The organism is Pelotomaculum propionicicum, from assembly GCF_048984525.1.
Lineage (GTDB): Bacteria > Bacillota > Desulfotomaculia > Desulfotomaculales > Pelotomaculaceae > Syntrophopropionicum > Syntrophopropionicum propionicicum_A.
This window is the reverse complement of sequence record NZ_JBMGJC010000007.1, coordinates 187,401-204,581: the sequence shown is the minus strand read 5'-3', so window position 1 is coordinate 204,581 and position 17,181 is coordinate 187,401. Positions and strand designations below refer to the sequence as shown.

Here is a 17,181-nt window from a genome sequence, read left to right as displayed (position 1 = left end):
AGCGGGAGGCATAGTATTACTGGTTTTAGTCCTGTCTGTACTGGCTTTTTACACCGGCAAAACGGTCCAATATGGTGAATTATCATTTTTGCAGGGTATCTCAAACAGCTTTTACAACAATATTATCCTCGAACAACGCTACTTGCTGATCAAGGAAGGTTTGCAGACTACAGTGGTAATATCAGTGTTTGCGGCCCTTTTCGGCACGCTTATGGGAGCCCTGGTTTGTTTTATGCGCATGTCCAAAAGCAGGATCCTGAGCCTGCCGGCCCGAGTGTATATTTACCTGCTGCGGGGGACGCCTGTGCTGGTATTATTAATGATCGTATACTATTTGGTTTTTGCTTCGGTTAATATAGATCCGGTATTGGTAGCAGTATTGGCTTTTGGCCTGAACTTCGGGGCATACGTGTCAGAAATGTTCAGGACCTCCATAGAGAGCATCGATAAAGGCCAGGCCGAAGCCGGGATCGCCGGCGGTTTTTCCAAAATCCAGACCTTCAGCTATATTATTATGCCGCAGGCCCTGCGCCGCGTACTGCCTGTCTACAAGGGCGAATTTATCTCCCTGGTTAAAATAACCTCGGTGGTGGGTTACATTGCTGTGCAAGACCTGACCAAAGTCAGTGATATTATCAGGAGCCGCACCTATGATGCTTTCTTCCCGCTGATCATGGCCGCTGTGCTCTATCTGTTAATAGCCGCTGTATTTACCAGTGCCCTGGACCGGCTTGAACTGTCGGTTAATCCCAGGAGAACAGTTTAGGGGGAAAGGGTGCGAAAATTTGATTAAGACCAAAAACCTGTCTAAAAAATACGGCGACCTGGTTGTGTTGAAAGATGTAACCGCTGAAATTCGAAAAGGTGAGGTTGTTACCGTAATTGGGCCGTCAGGAAGCGGCAAGAGCACATTCCTGCGCTGCCTGAATTTGCTGGAAACGCCCAGTGGGGGAACTATCTATATAAATGGTGTTTCCTTGATGGACAAAAGTACTAATGTGGCGAAAATTCGCCAGAATATGGGCATGGTCTTCCAGTCTTTTAACCTGTATGCGCACCTGACTGTTCTCGATAACTTGACTATCGGTCCTGTTAAACTGCTGGGAAAAAGCCGCAGCGAGGCCCAGGCCGGCGCGATGGATTTATTGCACCTGGTCGGGCTGGCGGAAAAAGCCCGCAATTTTCCGGACGAGCTTTCCGGGGGGCAAAAACAGAGAGTGGCAATTGCCCGTTGTTTGGCCATGCAAACGGAAATACTGCTTTTTGATGAGCCTACCTCAGCCCTGGACCCGACTATGGTAAGCGAAGTGCTGGCTGTGATCCGTCGTTTAGCCCGGGAAGGTATGACCATGGTGATTGTAACCCACGAAATGGAATTTGCCCGCAACATTTCCGACCGGGTATTTTATATGGACGAAGGGATAATCTACGAGGAGGGCACTCCTCAACAGGTTTTCGAAAATCCCCAAAAAGAAAAAACCAGGGCTTTCATAAACAGAATACGCAGCTTTACCTATCATATCACCAGCAGAAATTATGATTTATATGCGATGAACGCTGAAATTGAAGCGTTTTGCGATAAACATATGCTCACCGCCCAGTCCTGTAACTACCTCATATCACTGGCTGAAGAAGTGCTCGGTTTGCAGTCTGACTTTAGCGACATAAATATAAGCCTGAGCTACTCGGAAAAGGACGGCAGTCTGCTATTTATTTGTGAAAGTACCTGTGAGGAGTGCAATGTGCTCGAGGACTGCAAGCGGGAGGACGATATCGGCATTAAACTGATTAAGAGCAGGTGTGAGAGTATAGACTACAAATATGAACACGGCAAGAATATTCTAACCCTGCGTGTCAAGGGTGTGTCAAGGGGACGGGGTTGTTGACACGTTCTTGGTTGATGCAATCTATAGTAAAAAAATCAGCGAAAATAGAATCAGCACATACTGCTGGAACGGGAAGGAATTGTTACGGGTTTTCTTCCTGCTTACATATTAAAGGAGGGTTTCTGGGTGACAAACAGATGGCGTACCCTATTGAGGTTTTCCGGCCTTGCTCTTGTTATAGCAAGTATTTTTGTTGAACTTCCGTCTCCTTGGCCCCTGGTGACCTGGTTTGCAGGTCTGGGTATGTTCCTGGCAGCGGGCGGCTTTGGCTGAAATAGATGCTAAGAGTTGGTCAACTCGGGTACCCATATAGTCTTGATTAAAACTGACACCTGTAATATAATTGTTACAGGTGTCAGTTATTAATAGCCGGAGCCCAGGTTAAAGCCAATATTTTAAAGTGCCAGTCGGCTGAAAAATCGCGCAAAATACGCCAAGGCAATTCTGAAAGGGGGTGCAGGAGATCAATGATAAAAATATTTTAAAACCGGTGTCTCCTTCGGGGGACGAATTAATAAAAATACTTGAAGCAATGGCAAATCCGCACCGGTTAAGAATTATTGCTTTGCTTGCCGGCAGGCGGATCCATGTGAGCCAGCTCGCCCGTGAGGTTATGATTAGCCGGCCGTTGCTTTACATGCACCTGAAACGCCTGGAGAATGCCGGCCTGGTGACGAGCAAAATGGAGCTGTCGGAGGACGGCAAAGCGATGAATTACTACGAAATAACTCCATTTGTACTGCAACTCAGTCCGGAGATCATAGTTGAAGCGGTAAAAACGTTGAGTATTAAAAGACCTGACGAACCGGAAAGTAAGAACGAGAAGGGGGATAATAAATGAATCAAGAAGTTGTTTTCGGCATTGGCGGAATGGGTTTTGTGCTGGTTATTCTGGCGCTGCTTACGATAATAATTGTTGCTTCGATAACACAAGGAACAAAAATAGTAAGGGCCAAAACAATGAGCGCGTCGCAAATCGCCCGTGACGAGGCTTATCGCAAGCTTGCCGAGGAAGCTGTTTCAGCGCAGCAGAAGATAGCGAATGATCAACAGAGAATAATCAAAGAACTGGCTGAGATGAAGCAAAGCATTTATGCTATGGAAAAAATGCTCCGGGAGGTGGAATAAAGTTATAGCCATCGGTAATTCAAACCCTGGGGAAGAAGGAAAATAATTACTCTTAATTAAATCCTACGCCTAAATGTGCTCAAGATTTTTTACCTTACCGCACTTATTTCCATAAGCGAGGCGCTAAAAGCCGGCACTGAATAGAAAACAAAAAGAACGTCCCCTTGTCTTCCCTTCCTAAAAAAGCGCGGAAGCGCTTTTTTTGTTGTAAAATTAAATAACAGTGTAACTTTCCCTTCTTATTATTCGTTGTTTTATTGAACGGGGTTGGTGGCGGCGAATTGAAAACTCTGGACGACCTTTACCGGGACAATATGAATGACCTCTACAAATACTTGCTCCGTCTTTCCGGCCACCCCCAGGCGGCTGAAGACCTGGTCCAGGACACCTTTATCAGGGCTTATGACCACCTGGCGGGCTATAAAGGCGAGAAGGCGCGTCCCTGGTTGTTCCGTGTCGCCTATAACGCATATGTTGACTGGTATCGCCGTGAAAAAAGACAGGTCAATACGGATCCCGGCTTGCTGGCAAGCCTGTATCCCGGACAGGCACAAGACCCTGAGGAGTGTTACCAGCTAAAGGAAAACTTCAGCAGCTGGCTAAAGGTGGTTGGCTCTTTGCCGGAAAAGACCCGCCAGGTAATTGTGCTGCGGGACTATCACTGTTTTACTTATCAGGAGATATCGGAAATCCTTGGCATCAGCCTTACCAATGTCAAGGTTACGCTGTTCCGGGGCCGCCGGAAGATTAAAGAGGTGATGGAGGATGGACTGTAAGGAATTCCAGCAAATAAAAGAAAAATACCTGAAGGGCAAGGTTTCACCCGGCGAAGAAAAGGCTGTTGAGGAACATTTGGAGAACTGCCCGGCCTGCCGGCAGGTCCTGGACGAATGCCTGGCAGCCGTTGAAAAAAACGGTAAGGTCTTCAAGGAAGAATGGTCCGAGGACTGCGGACTGGACGAAAAAAAACAGCGCCGCATTTTACTGCGGGCCAGGTATAAAAACCGCATCGGCACGGCGGTCTTCCTGCTTTTGCTCATGGCCGTCCTGAGTATTGCCGGCAGTTTTTTGTCCAGCCTGTATTTCAACTGGGGCGGAGAAAATTCCCGTTTATACCGGACGCAAAAGACGGCGGCCCTCCTGACGGAGTTCACCTTCCCCAATGTGACCATGCCCCTGACTTTCGACTCCCATCCAAATTTCTTTTCCCGCGCGGGCTGGGGTCACAGTAGTGTGGAAATAAAGCCGTATTTCGTTGCCATGGGTAATTACGCCCTGCAAAAACAGGTGGGCAAGGAAAGCAAGGTTATCGGGCACCTCAATGTGAACCAGCTTTTTTCTTCGGTGCTGACCAGGCGCCAGTGGGCCGACGGCTCCTACCAGCACTATTTGTACTTTTACCATCCGGACCAGCTCTCGGACCTGAGTGACAATGGCCGTTATATAGCCGAGGCAGGGGAGGATACCTGGCAGGCCCTGGATATATTGCCCGAGGGAACAGTGGCTGAAATGGCCCTTTCTTTCCGGGAGGTATATTCCATTGACCAGGTTAAAGACATGCTGGATGAATTCGATTTAGATATCACCTGGTATGCCCTGGCTACCGGGACAGAGGGGACATCCCGGGATCACCGGGAACCCCTGTCAACCAATGACGGCGCCTGGGGTATGCCTGACCTGTCCCTGCACATGTTAAGCCAAAACTCTACCGTTTCCGATGAAGATATTGCCTTGCGAGAAGAATACTTTTTAGAATCAATGAAGTTCCTGGTTGATAATGAGAAAATTGCCCGGCGTGTTTACCAGGGAAATCCCCAGAAACTGCTTCTCGAGCAGCGGTACCAGTATATAAAAGACAACGGCATCCAGGTTTACGGGGTGGTCGTCACCGGGCCCACCAAGGAATTATTAAAGCTGCAAAACCTTGAGTCCGTCCATTCCCCCGCTTTGGGAGATGTCGGTTTGTGGAACTGGTTTAACCGCAGCTTCAGCGGCACGATTTATTAAGGGAAACATGAGGACGTGATTTTTGTCTCCTTTTGTTCATAAGTAAATAGACAATCCAGCTGATTTTGCTTGGTTCCTGTAGGCTGATCCGCCCGTGGAAACGTGTCAAGAGAACCGTCCCCTTGACACGATCGTGTCAAGGGGACGGTTCTCTTGACACGATTTTGGATATAAAATATTGTTGCAATATTATTATAAAAATGTAATTCTATTAATGTATGTTATTTTGGGGTATATGTCGATTTCAATCACATGCGGCAATTATTTTAGTCTAAATACAGTTAAGGGGTGTAATATTAAGTGGGTGGATTATTTGGCGTTGTTTCTAAAGAAGATTGCGTAACAGACGTTTATTTTGGGACGGATTACCATTCCCACCTGGGCACCAGCAGGGGGGGGATGGCTATCTGGGGCGGCAGCAGTTTCAACAGGTCAATTCATAATATCGAGAATACACCGTTCAGGGCCAAATTTGATGCTGAGCTTTCAAATATAAAAGGTACCATGGGCATTGGGTGTATAAGCGACACAGAACCCCAGCCTTTGACAGTGCGTTCGCACCTTGGCCAATATGCGATCACTACTGTTGGGAAAATTAACAATTTGGATCAAATTGCAGCGAAAGAATTCTCCACCCAGAAAAGTATTCATTTCATGGAAACGAGCAAGGGTTCTATCAACCCTACTGAGCTTGTGTCTGTGATTATAGATCATGAAAATTCTTTTAAGGAAGGTTTATTAAAAGCGCAGGAGCTGATTGAGGGTTCCTGTTCGGTCCTGCTCTTAACGCCGCGGGGAATTTACGCTTCGAGGGACAAGCTGGGCAGGACTCCTTTAATTATTGGTGAGAAAGAAGGTTCTTACTGCGTTTCTTCCGAATCGTGCACATTTGCAAACCTCGGCTACAGCTTCAGCTATGAGCTTGGCCCTGGAGAAATAATTCTTTTGACCCCGGAAGGCATTGAGAAGATTGCGCCTCCCCGGGATAAAATGCAAATCTGCGCCTTTTTATGGGTCTATTATGGTTACCCGTCCTCAACGTATGAGGGGATGAACGTAGAGGTCATGCGCAACAGGAACGGCGCGGCGCTGGCCAAAGGCGACAATGTGAAAATTGACATGGTTTCCGGCATACCCGACTCTGGTGTAGGACATGCCATCGGCTACTCAAACCAGTCCAAAGTACCTTATGGGCGTCCTTTTATAAAGTATACCCCGACCTGGTCGAGGAGTTTCATGCCGCAGAACCAGGATATCAGAAACCTTGTCGCCAGGATGAAACTGATGCCTATTCCTGAAATTGTTACCGGTAAAAGCCTGCTCTTTTGCGATGATTCAATCGTCCGCGGCACGCAGCTGAGAGAAACCGTGGACCTTCTGTACCGGTGCAAGGCCAGGGAAGTCCATATCCGGCCGGCCTGCCCGCCCCTTGTATTCGGGTGTAAATTCTTAAACTTCTCGGTCTCCCGGTCAGAAATGGACCTGGCGGCAAGACAGGCCATCATCGAGCTTGAAGGGAAAGAACCGGAGTCTATTGCCGAATATTGTGATCCGTCAACTGAGCAGTACAACTGTATGGTAGACTGCATCTGCAAGCGGCTCAACTTTTCAACTCTTAAATACCAGAACATCCATGACATGGTTGATGCGATCGGCATAGGCAGGGAAAAAATCTGCACCTACTGCTGGAACGGGAAAGAATTATAAAATATACCAAAGAATTTAAAATTCAGCCGTAAAGTAAAACACATTTGTTAAGCCCTGAGAAATCAGGGCTTATTTTATCAAGAATATTTATATTGATCGTAATTATGCTAGAAAAGCGGGGCGAAAATCCGCAGGACATCCTGGGCGATCTTTTTATAATGCGGCCTGCCTTTCCATTCCTCCAGCTGTATTTCCTCGCTTACAGCGAATATATCCATCATGTCATTCTTCATGTCCTGCAGGACCGGAGCGCCGCAGATCCATACCCCGTTTTCAAAATGCAGGAAAAAACTCCGGTAATCCATGTTAATGCTGCCTATGACACCGTTGTCGTCATCGCTTAAAATCATTTTTGCATGAAGGAAGCCCGGCGTATATTCATAGATCCTGACCCCGGCCGCCAACAGGTCCCCGTAATTCGCCTGAGTAACCATATGAACGTACCAGTGGTCCCATATTTTGGGTGTTGCTATTCTCACATCAATGCCGCCCCTGGCTGCCATGCGCAACGTGTCTTTCATCGAATTGTCTATCACCAGGTAGGGGGTGGTAATGTAAACGTATCGCCGCGCTCCGGCAATAATCTGGCTGTATAACTCTGCCGCAGGGTTATCCGGATTATTAACGGGGCCGTCCGCGAACGGCTGGTAGAAACCAGTTTCGCCAGCATGATTTGCAGGAGCATAGCGCCGGTAATCTGACTGAAGGCCGGATTCGGTATCCCACATCTGCAAAAATGTAACGGTCAGACCCCACACAGCCGACCCTTCAAGCCTTATGGCTGTGTCCTTCCAATGACCTAGCGGGTGGGTAATATTTACGTACTCGTCTGCGATATTGGTACCTCCCGCGTAACCGATATAGCCGTCGATTACTGCGATCTTCTGGTGATTGCGGTAATTGATAAGCAGCCTGAAGATGTGGGTATGGACGGGATTAAACCGTATCACCCGGATACCTTCACTCTGCAATTCGCTGACTACGGATTCTGATATTTTGGTGATGCTTCCAAGGTCATCAAACAGGACGCGCACTTCCACCCCCTGCCGCGCCTTTTGGCGCAGCAGCTCGTGGACGCGGTCCCAGAGCTGCCCTTCGGCTACAATGAAGTATTCTAAAAAAATATACTTCTGAGCCCGTTCCATGTCTTCGATCAACTTTTCGAACTGCAGCTCCCCCAGGGGATAATAGTCGCACCGCGTATGCCCGTATATCGGAAACCCCTCATTAAGCAAATAAGTACCTGGTCTTTGCCGGGAAGGATGGCTATTCTTAAATTCCGAGAGGACATCCGGGTCCTGTTTTAAAAAGCTCTGGCCGCGGGCAATGTTTTCACAAAATTTTTTGCTTTTCCGGTGCGTTAATCCTGTAGTTCCCCACAACAGGAACAGCAGGTAACCGAAAACCGGCAGCACCAGCATTATTATTAACCAAAAAATAGTATAGGACGGGTTGCGGTTTTTAGTAATGATAAAGGCAGCCACCACCGCGCCCAATACTTCCAGCAAAAAATAAAGATAAACCGCATTCTGCCTCAGTAAATCAACAAAGTAAGCCAGCAGCAGCAATTGGGCGCAAAGGGCCAGGAAAACCATTGTCACTCTCACTGTCCCCCGCGTCCGCTTAGTCCTCCTGGCAGCGGTTCCCGGTTCACTTAAATGGTCCATTCGTCGCTTTCTCCTTCCGGGTCAGTTCACAGCACTCCACCGGTCGTTATAAAAAATGCCTGTCTTAATCAGGTTTTATCTTCCAGGGATTTCACCTTAATAATATTGTACCAGATATTTTATCAGCAGCAGGGAACAATAGCGTAAAATATGTAAGATAAAATGTAAAATATAATTGACACTTTATCAATTAAATGATACTATTATTTCTGGTAACCGGTATGATACGGGGTGATATATTGAGTAAAAATTTAAAGTTGAAATCGGCACGGGCGGCGAAAGATATGTCACAAAAAGATATTGCCGATGCTGTGGGTGTGACCAGGCAGACCATCAATGCGATTGAAAACGGAGACTACAACCCTTCTGTCAACTTGTGTATCGCTATTTGCAAAGTATTGGGGAAAACGCTCAATGATATTTTCTGGGAGGATGAAATCCATGAATAAAAACGGGTTGGACGAAATGCAGACGCAAAGAAAAAATAAAATTGGGAACCAGACATTTTTGATGCTGTTATACCTGCTGTTGCTTGACGCGGGGCTTTATGGTTTCGGGTTCAGGTGGGTCGGGTATCCGGCCAATATAATGATTATCTTAACAGTTTGCTCCGCTGTCTATGTTGTCCGGTTAATAGCCGGCAATGCTTACGCAGGGCCGTCTGCCGGTAAAGAAAAAACAGTTTTAAAGGCGGTACTTGCCGTATTTATCGCCGTTTTTGTTGCTGCTTGTATTTTAGTTTTCATTAGAGTAGCAGGATTTAGTAATAGTAATCAGATTGATGATATGGCCGCGCCAATTTTATTTATTACAGCATTTATTGCTTTAATTATTGCTATAACAACAAGTATAATAAAAAGGATACAAAATAAGAATGACTCACTATAGATTTTAGCATAGAAGGTAAAAAATGAATAAAGCAAAACTATTTACCAAAGATTTTTTAATAATTACTTTTATAAACTTTTTTGTTTCCTTAAACTTTTCTTTATTGATGGTAATTATTTCTGAATTTGCCATGATTAAATTTAACTCTTCGCCGGGCGAGGCCGGCCTTCTTACCGGCATGTTCATATTTGGCGCACTCGTGGCGCGTTTGTTTACGGGAGTATGGATCGGACGTATCGGTCAAAAAAAGACACTTTATATAGGGTTGGTTTTGGTCCTGGCTACTGCGTGCCTGTATTTTGGAGCTGCCAGTGTGTCCCTGCTGCTTGTGGTCAGGTTTCTCCACGGCATTTCTTTTGGCATTGCCAGTACGTCAGCCGGGACCATCGCTGCAAAAATTGTTGCCAGGGAAAGGACTGGCGAGGGTATCGGTTATTACGGTTTAAGCGTGACTGTTGCGGCCGCTGTAGGCCCGTTCTTAAGTATATTCATCAGCCGGCACGGCAGCTACAGCACGATTTTTGCTGTCTGTACAATTTTTGCGGCATTTAACCTGATCCTGGCATTATTTTTATCTGCCAGGGATGTGAAATTAACAGAAAAACAGCTGGCGGAAATGAAGGAGTTCAAATTAAAGAATTATTTTGAACCGAATGTAGTTACAATTTCAATCGTTTGTATGGTTATTTTCTTTTGTTATTCAAGTGTTCTTTCCTTTTTCTCGGTTTATGCGAGAGAAATTAATATGGTGGAGGCTGCCGGTTTCTTTTATATAGTATTCGCTGCAGTGATCATTCTTACGAGGCCGTTTGTCGGGCGGTTGTTTGACTTTAAGGGTGAAAACCTGATCATGTACTCGGCAATACTGATTTTCATAATTGGAATGGTTATCTTCAGCCAGGCACAAGCGGGCCATATATTTTTACTGGCTGGAGCTGTGATCGGCCTGGGGTTTGGCGCCCTGCAGTCCAGCGGTCAGGCAATCGCAGTTAAGTTAACTGAGCAGCACCGGATGGGTCTGGCCACTTCCACCTTCTATATGTTTGCTGACACAGGGATGGGAAGCGGACCATGGGTTTTCGGATTAATAATCCCTTTCACCGGTTTCAGGGGAATGTACTTATGCGTGGCAGCCATTATGGCGGCATGCCTGCTGTTGTATTATCTTCTGTATGGGAAAAATGCCATGCGAGGTATCGTAAAGCAGGGGGACGTGAGGCCGTGTGAATAAAGGCAATATAGTTTTTGTTTTTTATGGACGTATAGGTTTTTTTAATGTAATGTATATTTATAAAGGCTATATGAGGAAAAACAGTAAACTATTATCAACAATAAATGTATTGATTAATAGCTGATGAATAGGATAAAGGAGAAAATTAATGAGTATGAAGACTGGCTGGTTGAAAAATGTGAGAACAAGAACCGCGCATTTACTGACCGTTTCAATTGTTATTGTCTGTGCATTAATTACTGCAATTTACCCTTTTAAGACTGCCGGTGCGGTGGAAAGCGCGCAGGCGGAACAGAATTCTGCGCAGCGGCTGGCACAATATGCAGCGGTTGAACAAAAACTGAAAGGGCATGTCTTTTCCAGTGATAAGCTTGAGCAGACTGTTAACCAGGAATTGGTAAGCAGTTATGGGCATAACGGGAATTTCGTTGTTTTTCTGTCGCTGTGCAATGCCGCTGACAGGGCCACAGTGATTTCCGCAACCGGCGAAACCCTGGAACAGGCCTGGGAAAATGCAAGTATTAAAGCAAAGGCGTTTGTAACAGAAAAAGCTTATAATACGGTCTGGCTGAAAGCGGATATTGTGAATGATAAAAAGAGAATACTTACTGCTGACCTTCCTGCTGAGATTAATAAAAAATCCGGAGGCTTTGATGAGTTCTTCCGGCTGGGGATTGCCTTTGACAATAATTTTAATACCGCGCTTCTTGAAACCGAGATCAACGGCAACAAGCTTATTGATTATGACGTCACGGGTGACCTTGATTTAGAGGAGGTTAACGAATACCTGTCATTATATGAAAGGGATGGGCTCGAAAAAATTCCTGATGCCCTGATTCTGTTTTCCTGCCGCGGCTATATATATGACGGGACCGGGTGCTATACCCTTAACTATAAGCAGGATTACAATTACGGCCGGCGCCTTATTGAGGAAGTAACAGGGGATTATGCCGGCGTTTTGATGGATAACAGCACAAAGTTTCTTGTAAATTCAATTCAAGAGGACGGAAGCTTTATTTATGGCATGTATCCCACCTATGACAAGCAGATTCCCGATTACAATATTTTGCGCCATGCCGGAACTACAGGGACCCTTGTCACACAGTTTGACGCGGCTTCTGGTGAATCGCATAAAAATGCGATAGAAAGCTCCATTGGATATTTGCTGGGGGAAATTGAATATGATTACAAGGCCGGCGGAGCTGCCTATGTGGTTGAAAGAAAGAGCAACGAAATCAAGCTCGGCGGAAACGGTATCGCGGTTTGCGCCCTGGTTGACTATATGGAAAAATTCCAAACGGATAAATATCTTGAACTGTGCGAGATGTTGGGGAACGGCATATTAACCATGATGGACCGGAATACGGGGAAATATTATCACGTGCTGTATTACGGTGAAAGTGGGCGCAGTGACTTCTCGCGAAAAGCGGAATACCGGACAGTATATTATGATGGTGAAGCCACTCTTGCTCTGGCCAAGCTTTATGGCTTAACCGGTGACGAGAAATGGCTCAATGCCGCAAAAGCAGCTGTTGAGAATTTCATCAGAGAGGACTACGTAATTTACAAAGACCACTGGGTCGCTTATGCCATGAACGAAATTACAAAGTATGTGGACGACGGCCGCTACTATGAATTTGCGCTGAGAAACGCCAATGAAAACCTCGATAAAATCTATTTCCGGGGTACCTCATACCACACTTATATGGAATTGTTGATGGCAACATTCGAACTTTACGACAGGATGCTTCAAAACAATATTAAGATTGACTATATGGAAAAGTTCGATGACAAATATTTTATTGAAACTATTTTCTACAGGGCTGACCATATGCTGAACGGTTACTTTTACCCCGAATACGCGATGTATTTGAAAAAGCCGGCCAAAATTCTGGATACTTTCTTTGTGCGCCATGACGGGTACAGGATCAGGATAGACGATGTGCAGCACTTCCTGGGCGGATATGCCCAATACCGGGATAAATATGATAAACTGCTATTTTATCGGGGGAAGCTGGCACATACAAGCAGCGGCCTGCATCAGGCTCCCGCAATTACTGACGAGCCGGCTTTGGATACCGACTGATAAGATTAAAATAATAAAGTTCACCTGCAGGAAAACAGCTCAACACGTATAGTGGCGGGCTGTTTTGGTTTGGGGCATTAATATTTAGCTTTGCATACATGAGCTCAAAGCTTTTTATTGACAAAATTCCCTGGCAGGACTATTATGTAATAGTAGTTTAGTAAATTACTAATTTAGTAAATAAAATGGAGGCAAAAAAATGAAAATACCGACCACTTTAAAGCACAAGCCGGTCATCGTGTGTGAAAACTACGGGAATGTTGACGGCAGGTACGCCTATAAATCAGACGCCAAGGGCCTTTCACTGGGGCTGGCCCAGTGGAATGACCGCGGCAAGGTGGATATATCCGCCAAAGTATGGCGGTATACAGGCGAAAAATGGTCCAGGCAGTCTGAAGAAATGCCCCTGCACCGCGTACTCGACCTGGCCATCCTGGTCTGCCGGGGGAAACTGCATTTTCAGGAGGCTTATCAGTATGAGAAACTATATGACACAGAAAACCCTGTTATAGACCGGGTCGGGTTGCAGGGTGACGCCATGACGGTGGCCGTATGTACTGATAATGAAAAGATTAACGAGGACATTGCCTTATTCAGGCAGGTTCTCAGCAACGACGATGAAATTCTCGGAGAGCGGCTGCATACTTTAGCAAGGATTCTGAAGGAGATGGGTTATTGACAAATGGGCAAGAGAAATAAGAAGATCAACATTTCGGTTTTTTTAGACGATGACGGGAGAATTGCCCAGATCCCCGTTCCGAACAGGACTAAAATTCCTGTGCTGGCTTATTTGGCGGGAAAATACGAGGACGACCGTGTTTACAGCGAAAAAGAGGTCAACGCTATTATAGACGAGTGGCATACGTTCGGAGACTATTTCATATTGAGAAGGCTGCTGGTCGATTACAATTTTCTTGGGCGGACACCGGACGGGGCAAAATACTGGGTGGTCAGGAAAGAGGAAGGTAAAGCAGACATTGTCTGATACAAGAGAAATATAAACGTTTAGCATAAGCACACGGGAACACAAACGGGAGAAAAGATATACAAAAGGAAAGGACACCTTAGATGGACAGAAAAAAGGAACTAAAGATGCAGTACAAGCAGATGAAGCCGCAGATGGGCATATTTATTATCCGTTCCAAGGTTAATAACAAGTGTTTTCTTAAAACAACTCAGGATCTGAGAGGCGTGCTCAACGGCACTAAAGTCAGGCTGGAAGGCGGTTTTCACCCCAACCGGGAACTGCAAAAAGAATGGAAAGAATTTGGCCCCGAAAATTTCACAATAGAAATCCTGGAGAACCTGGAATACGACAAGGACGAGTCAAAAACCGACTACAGTGCGGAACTGGAAGTGCTGCAGATGCTCTGGGAGGACAAACTGACCGGGGAAAACATGGAGTTTTACAAAAAAAGAATATAGCCGGGTATTTAACCGAATGGCGGTTTTTTTTTAAAAATATTCAGGTTCATAATATTATCTTAAAAATTTCGAATATTGGAGGAGAAAGCTACTGATTGTTGAAAAATTTAATCAGGGTGTTACTCCCGTTGTGTTTGTTAAGTAACGTCGGTTATTAATAACAAAAGAAAGATTTTATTACGATGGAAAAACTTTTTCACGCGCGTCGCATTTTAAAACGAAAAATGATCAGGGAGCAGCTTGGCCATACATTTGACTATCCGCTGACGCTGGTGGTGGCGGCGATGGGCTATGGCAAGACTGTTGCGGTAAGGGATTTTCTTGACGAGATGAAAGCAGATTATGTATGGCTGAATGTAGAGAGCGACGAGACGTCAGCCCACATTATCTGGAACTCCCTTACCAGGCAATTTGCCGAAAATGAGCCGGAAATCGGGGCCCGTCTAAACGCCCTGGGTTTTCCCGCCAGCGCATCGCACAGGGACAGAGTATTTGATTTAATAGAAGAATGGACGTATCTGAAAAATAAAGTACTGGTAGTTGACGACTACCATTTTGCCAACCTGCCGGAGTTGGATATGCTGCTGGAGAAGCTTGTGAGGAAGAGGATCACGGATCTGCATCTTTTAATTATTTCAAGGACAAGACCGGAAATTAATATTGAAGACTTAAAGCTGAAAGGGTATTGCCACCAGCTGAAAAGCTCCCTGTTCGAGCTGTCGCAGGACGAAATAAAGGATTATTTCCAGCTTTTTGGCCGGGAAATTTCCGATTCTACGGCAAAACAGGTTTGGGAGATAACCGAGGGCTGGATTACGGCTGTTTACCTGGTTTGCCGGAGATACCTGGAAACCGGCAGGCTGGAGGCGGGGGTAGACCTGCACGAACTGATTAATACAACAGTAATGGGACGTTATACGGAAAATGAAAAAAGACTGCTGATGGCCCTTTCCACCCTGGACAGCTTTACACTGCCACAGGTGGAATACATCACGGAAAACAGGGCGGCGCCGGGGATGGTTCAGAAACTGAGCCGTGACAGTTCTTTTATCCGCTTTGACGAGCGGTCACAAAGATATACGATGCACAACATTTTTGTTGGTTATTTAAGAGGGCTCCTCGAAGAACAGTCAGACCAAACGGAAGTCCTCAATTTATACAGGCGATCCGGCGAGTGGCATATTGCCAACGGTTTTACTCTCACAGGAATGAGATTATTCCTCAAGGCCAAAGAATACGACCTCATTCTGAAAGAGTTTGAGAAACGGGGTATAGCCCGGGTGCTTGACACTGCCGCACAGGATATTGTGAAATTATTTGAGCAAATCCCTGTTGATGTGAAATACCGGCATCCCATCGGTTACCTGACCTATGCGAATTTTTACCTTCCCAGAGTAGATATGGAGGGCGGCGCCCGGCTCCTCTCAGAAATCGAAGCTTACTATCAAAACGACAGCCTCGTTTCGCCCGCCCTGAAGAGGCGGATAGCAGGGGAGATCGAACTGGTAAGGAGCTTTCTTTTCTTTAATGATGTGCGCAGGATGAGCGTATCCCACTTAAAAGCCCATGCGCTGCTGGACGGTATTTCCCGCATTGCCAACAAAGACATGATGTTAAACTTCGGCTGCCCCAGCCAACTTTACCTTTACTTCAGGGAAGAGGGGGATATGCTGGGGTTAGTGGAATTTGCGGAGAGCAACTTCCGTTACTACGAGGAATTATCCGGCGGCTGCGGCAAAGGCTTTGAATGCCTGATCAGGGCTGAATACAGCCTGGAAAGGGGCGACCTTGACCAGGCCGAACTCAATGCCTACAAGGCAATTTACAGAGCAGAGACCATGGAGCAGATACCCATTATCATTTGTGCCACCTTTACCCTGGCCCGGCTTTACGCGGCAAGGGGCAAATTTCAGGAAGCAGCAGACCTTCTTAACGAATTAACTATCAGATTAGCTGAGTATAATAACCCCATTTTCATGAACTCCCTGGATTTATGTTACGGCTACCTGGGCGGCATAACAGGCGAACCCCTGAGCTTTGCCGGGTGGCTTAAAAACGGTGATATGAAGTATGATGAAATGTTTTACCAGGGATTGGCTTTCAATTACCTCGTCCACGCCAGGTATTTACTGCTGGAGGGAAATTATCTTAAACTGGAAGTGCTCTGTGAGGAGATGCGCCAGCTTTTTTCCATCTTTAATAACTTGCTCGGCCATCTCCACACCCATGTGCTTGACGCCATTGCTAAGAACCAATTATATGGCCCGGAAAAAGCAAAAATAGCCCTGCGGCAGGCATTGGCCATCGGCCGGGCCGACGGTATTATACTGCCTTACGCCGAGTATGGTGAATACATTCTAGATATCCTTGCTGACCTGGCCAGGGAAAGCAAAAAGGACAAATACCTGGACAGGCTTGTTAACGAATCAACACAATACAGGCGCAACCTGGTGTCTGCCGGCAAAAACAAATCACCAGTTTTAAAGCTGACAGAGCGTGAGAAAGACATACTGAGACTCCTGATTGAAGGCCAACCCAACAAGGAAATAGCGGGCCGTCTTTTTATCGCTGAAATTACTGTAAAAAAAACCATCACGTCCATTTACCGGAAGCTGGGGGTAAGCAGCCGTGCGGCAGCTGTCAGAAAAACCATGGAACTGAAGCTTATCTAAAAAAATTTAAATACAGGAGTGTCTACAACCGGAATCAAATATTAAAACCATGCTTAGAGCGGTATCAAGAAAGTTGTGCCTTATAACAGGCGGAACAACTGGTTGCCGCTTTTTTGTCGTTATGCCACAACTTTAAAAACCATTGATTTTATACGAACGTATAATTATAAAATTTAAAAATTATTGTTAGTATTTTTTTAGTATGTGGTCATAGTCCCTTAATAATTCTGGAAGGTGTAGGTATGGCGAGAATAATCAAAGTCGTTCCCGACCACGACTATACCCTGACAATAGAACTCAGCAATAACCACCGCATTATCTACGACATGCGGACCAGGCTGCAAACCACCCGTTTCTGCGGGCTGGCGGATATAAAAAAATTTCTTGCCGTCAGGGTAGAGCATGAAAACACGTTGGTGTGGAATAACCTTTGCCAGATAACAATCGACGAGATTATCAGCATGGTTGAGAGATAATTGTTTTC

18 protein-coding genes are annotated in these 17,181 nt (G+C 45.8%); 17 read left to right on the top strand and 1 reads right to left on the bottom strand.

The genetic code is table 11. From position 1 onward, the window contains the following. The first annotated feature begins 88 nt into the window (after positions 1 to 88). From ACOBQJ_RS09750 to ACOBQJ_RS09715, 8 genes are all read left to right on the top strand, one after another. A complete protein-coding gene (locus ACOBQJ_RS09750) occupies positions 89 to 766 on the top strand; it encodes an amino acid ABC transporter permease (protein WP_421071563.1) in 678 nt (225 codons plus the stop codon). A gap of 19 nt (positions 767 to 785) precedes the next feature. After that, entirely contained in the window at positions 786 to 1,886 is a 1,101-nt protein-coding gene (locus tag ACOBQJ_RS09745) for an amino acid ABC transporter ATP-binding protein (RefSeq protein ID WP_421071562.1), read from the top strand. A gap of 126 nt (positions 1,887 to 2,012) precedes the next feature. Next, complete coding sequence (locus ACOBQJ_RS09740) at positions 2,013 to 2,159, top strand: hypothetical protein (RefSeq protein ID WP_421071561.1); 147 nt, start codon at positions 2,013 to 2,015, stop codon at positions 2,157 to 2,159. A 217-nt stretch (positions 2,160 to 2,376) separates the two neighbouring features. Next, on the top strand, positions 2,377 to 2,727 hold the full coding sequence (locus tag ACOBQJ_RS09735) for an ArsR/SmtB family transcription factor (RefSeq protein ID WP_421071560.1): 351 nt from the start codon (positions 2,377 to 2,379) through the stop codon (positions 2,725 to 2,727). Continuing rightward, complete coding sequence (locus ACOBQJ_RS09730) at positions 2,724 to 3,014, top strand: hypothetical protein (protein WP_421071559.1); 291 nt, start codon at positions 2,724 to 2,726, stop codon at positions 3,012 to 3,014. The genes ACOBQJ_RS09735 and ACOBQJ_RS09730 overlap by 4 nt, the downstream gene beginning before the upstream one ends. Before the next feature lie 281 nt (positions 3,015 to 3,295). Beyond that, on the top strand, positions 3,296 to 3,790 hold the full coding sequence (locus ACOBQJ_RS09725) for a sigma-70 family RNA polymerase sigma factor (protein WP_421071558.1): 495 nt from the start codon (positions 3,296 to 3,298) through the stop codon (positions 3,788 to 3,790). After that, the gene (locus tag ACOBQJ_RS09720) at positions 3,780 to 5,021 is read left to right on the top strand and encodes an anti sigma factor C-terminal domain-containing protein (protein WP_421071557.1); all 1,242 of its coding nucleotides are present in this window, start codon (positions 3,780 to 3,782) and stop codon (positions 5,019 to 5,021) included. Before ACOBQJ_RS09725 ends, ACOBQJ_RS09720 begins: the two co-directional genes overlap by 11 nt. Positions 5,022 to 5,321: 300 nt before the next feature. Beyond that, on the top strand, positions 5,322 to 6,728 hold the full coding sequence (locus ACOBQJ_RS09715; RefSeq protein WP_421071556.1) for an amidophosphoribosyltransferase: 1,407 nt from the start codon (positions 5,322 to 5,324) through the stop codon (positions 6,726 to 6,728). 107 nt (positions 6,729 to 6,835) lie between these two features. Here ACOBQJ_RS09715 and cls read toward each other — a convergent pair whose 3' ends face one another. Further along, positions 6,836 to 8,395: a cardiolipin synthase gene (gene cls, locus ACOBQJ_RS09710; RefSeq protein ID WP_421071555.1), complete on the bottom strand. Its 1,560-nt coding sequence runs from the start codon at positions 8,393 to 8,395 to the stop codon at positions 6,836 to 6,838. A gap of 239 nt (positions 8,396 to 8,634) precedes the next feature. Here cls and ACOBQJ_RS09705 point away from each other — a divergent pair, with 239 nt between their 5' ends. From ACOBQJ_RS09705 to ACOBQJ_RS09665, 9 genes are all read left to right on the top strand, one after another. Then, positions 8,635 to 8,844 (top strand): helix-turn-helix transcriptional regulator, encoded by a 210-nt coding sequence (locus ACOBQJ_RS09705; protein WP_421071554.1) that lies wholly within the window; start codon positions 8,635 to 8,637, stop codon positions 8,842 to 8,844. Further along, the gene (locus ACOBQJ_RS09700) at positions 8,837 to 9,283 is read left to right on the top strand and encodes a hypothetical protein (RefSeq protein ID WP_421071553.1); all 447 of its coding nucleotides are present in this window, start codon (positions 8,837 to 8,839) and stop codon (positions 9,281 to 9,283) included. Before ACOBQJ_RS09705 ends, ACOBQJ_RS09700 begins: the two co-directional genes overlap by 8 nt. A 22-nt stretch (positions 9,284 to 9,305) precedes the next feature. Further along, positions 9,306 to 10,514, top strand: a complete 1,209-nt coding sequence (locus tag ACOBQJ_RS09695; RefSeq protein ID WP_421071552.1) for an MFS transporter — start codon at positions 9,306 to 9,308, stop codon at positions 10,512 to 10,514. A 148-nt stretch (positions 10,515 to 10,662) separates the two neighbouring features. Further along, positions 10,663 to 12,600 (top strand): glycosyl hydrolase family 88, encoded by a 1,938-nt coding sequence (locus ACOBQJ_RS09690; protein ID WP_421071551.1) that lies wholly within the window; start codon positions 10,663 to 10,665, stop codon positions 12,598 to 12,600. Between the two features lie 199 nt (positions 12,601 to 12,799). Continuing rightward, positions 12,800 to 13,279, top strand: coding sequence for a DUF6530 family protein (locus tag ACOBQJ_RS09685; protein WP_421071550.1), 480 nt, complete (start codon positions 12,800 to 12,802; stop codon positions 13,277 to 13,279). Positions 13,280 to 13,282: 3 nt separating this feature from the next. Further along, positions 13,283 to 13,585 (top strand): DUF2087 domain-containing protein, encoded by a 303-nt coding sequence (locus ACOBQJ_RS09680; RefSeq protein ID WP_421071549.1) that lies wholly within the window; start codon positions 13,283 to 13,285, stop codon positions 13,583 to 13,585. Between the two features lie 83 nt (positions 13,586 to 13,668). After that, the gene (locus ACOBQJ_RS09675; RefSeq protein WP_421071548.1) at positions 13,669 to 14,025 is read left to right on the top strand and encodes a GIY-YIG nuclease family protein; all 357 of its coding nucleotides are present in this window, start codon (positions 13,669 to 13,671) and stop codon (positions 14,023 to 14,025) included. 182 nt (positions 14,026 to 14,207) lie between these two features. Further along, positions 14,208 to 16,697 carry a LuxR C-terminal-related transcriptional regulator gene (locus ACOBQJ_RS09670; protein WP_421071547.1) on the top strand — a complete coding sequence of 830 codons (2,490 nt, stop codon included), beginning with the start codon at positions 14,208 to 14,210 and terminating at the stop codon, positions 16,695 to 16,697. A gap of 242 nt (positions 16,698 to 16,939) precedes the next feature. After that, complete coding sequence (locus ACOBQJ_RS09665; RefSeq protein WP_421071546.1) at positions 16,940 to 17,173, top strand: hypothetical protein; 234 nt, start codon at positions 16,940 to 16,942, stop codon at positions 17,171 to 17,173. Positions 17,174 to 17,181 lie beyond the last annotated feature (8 nt).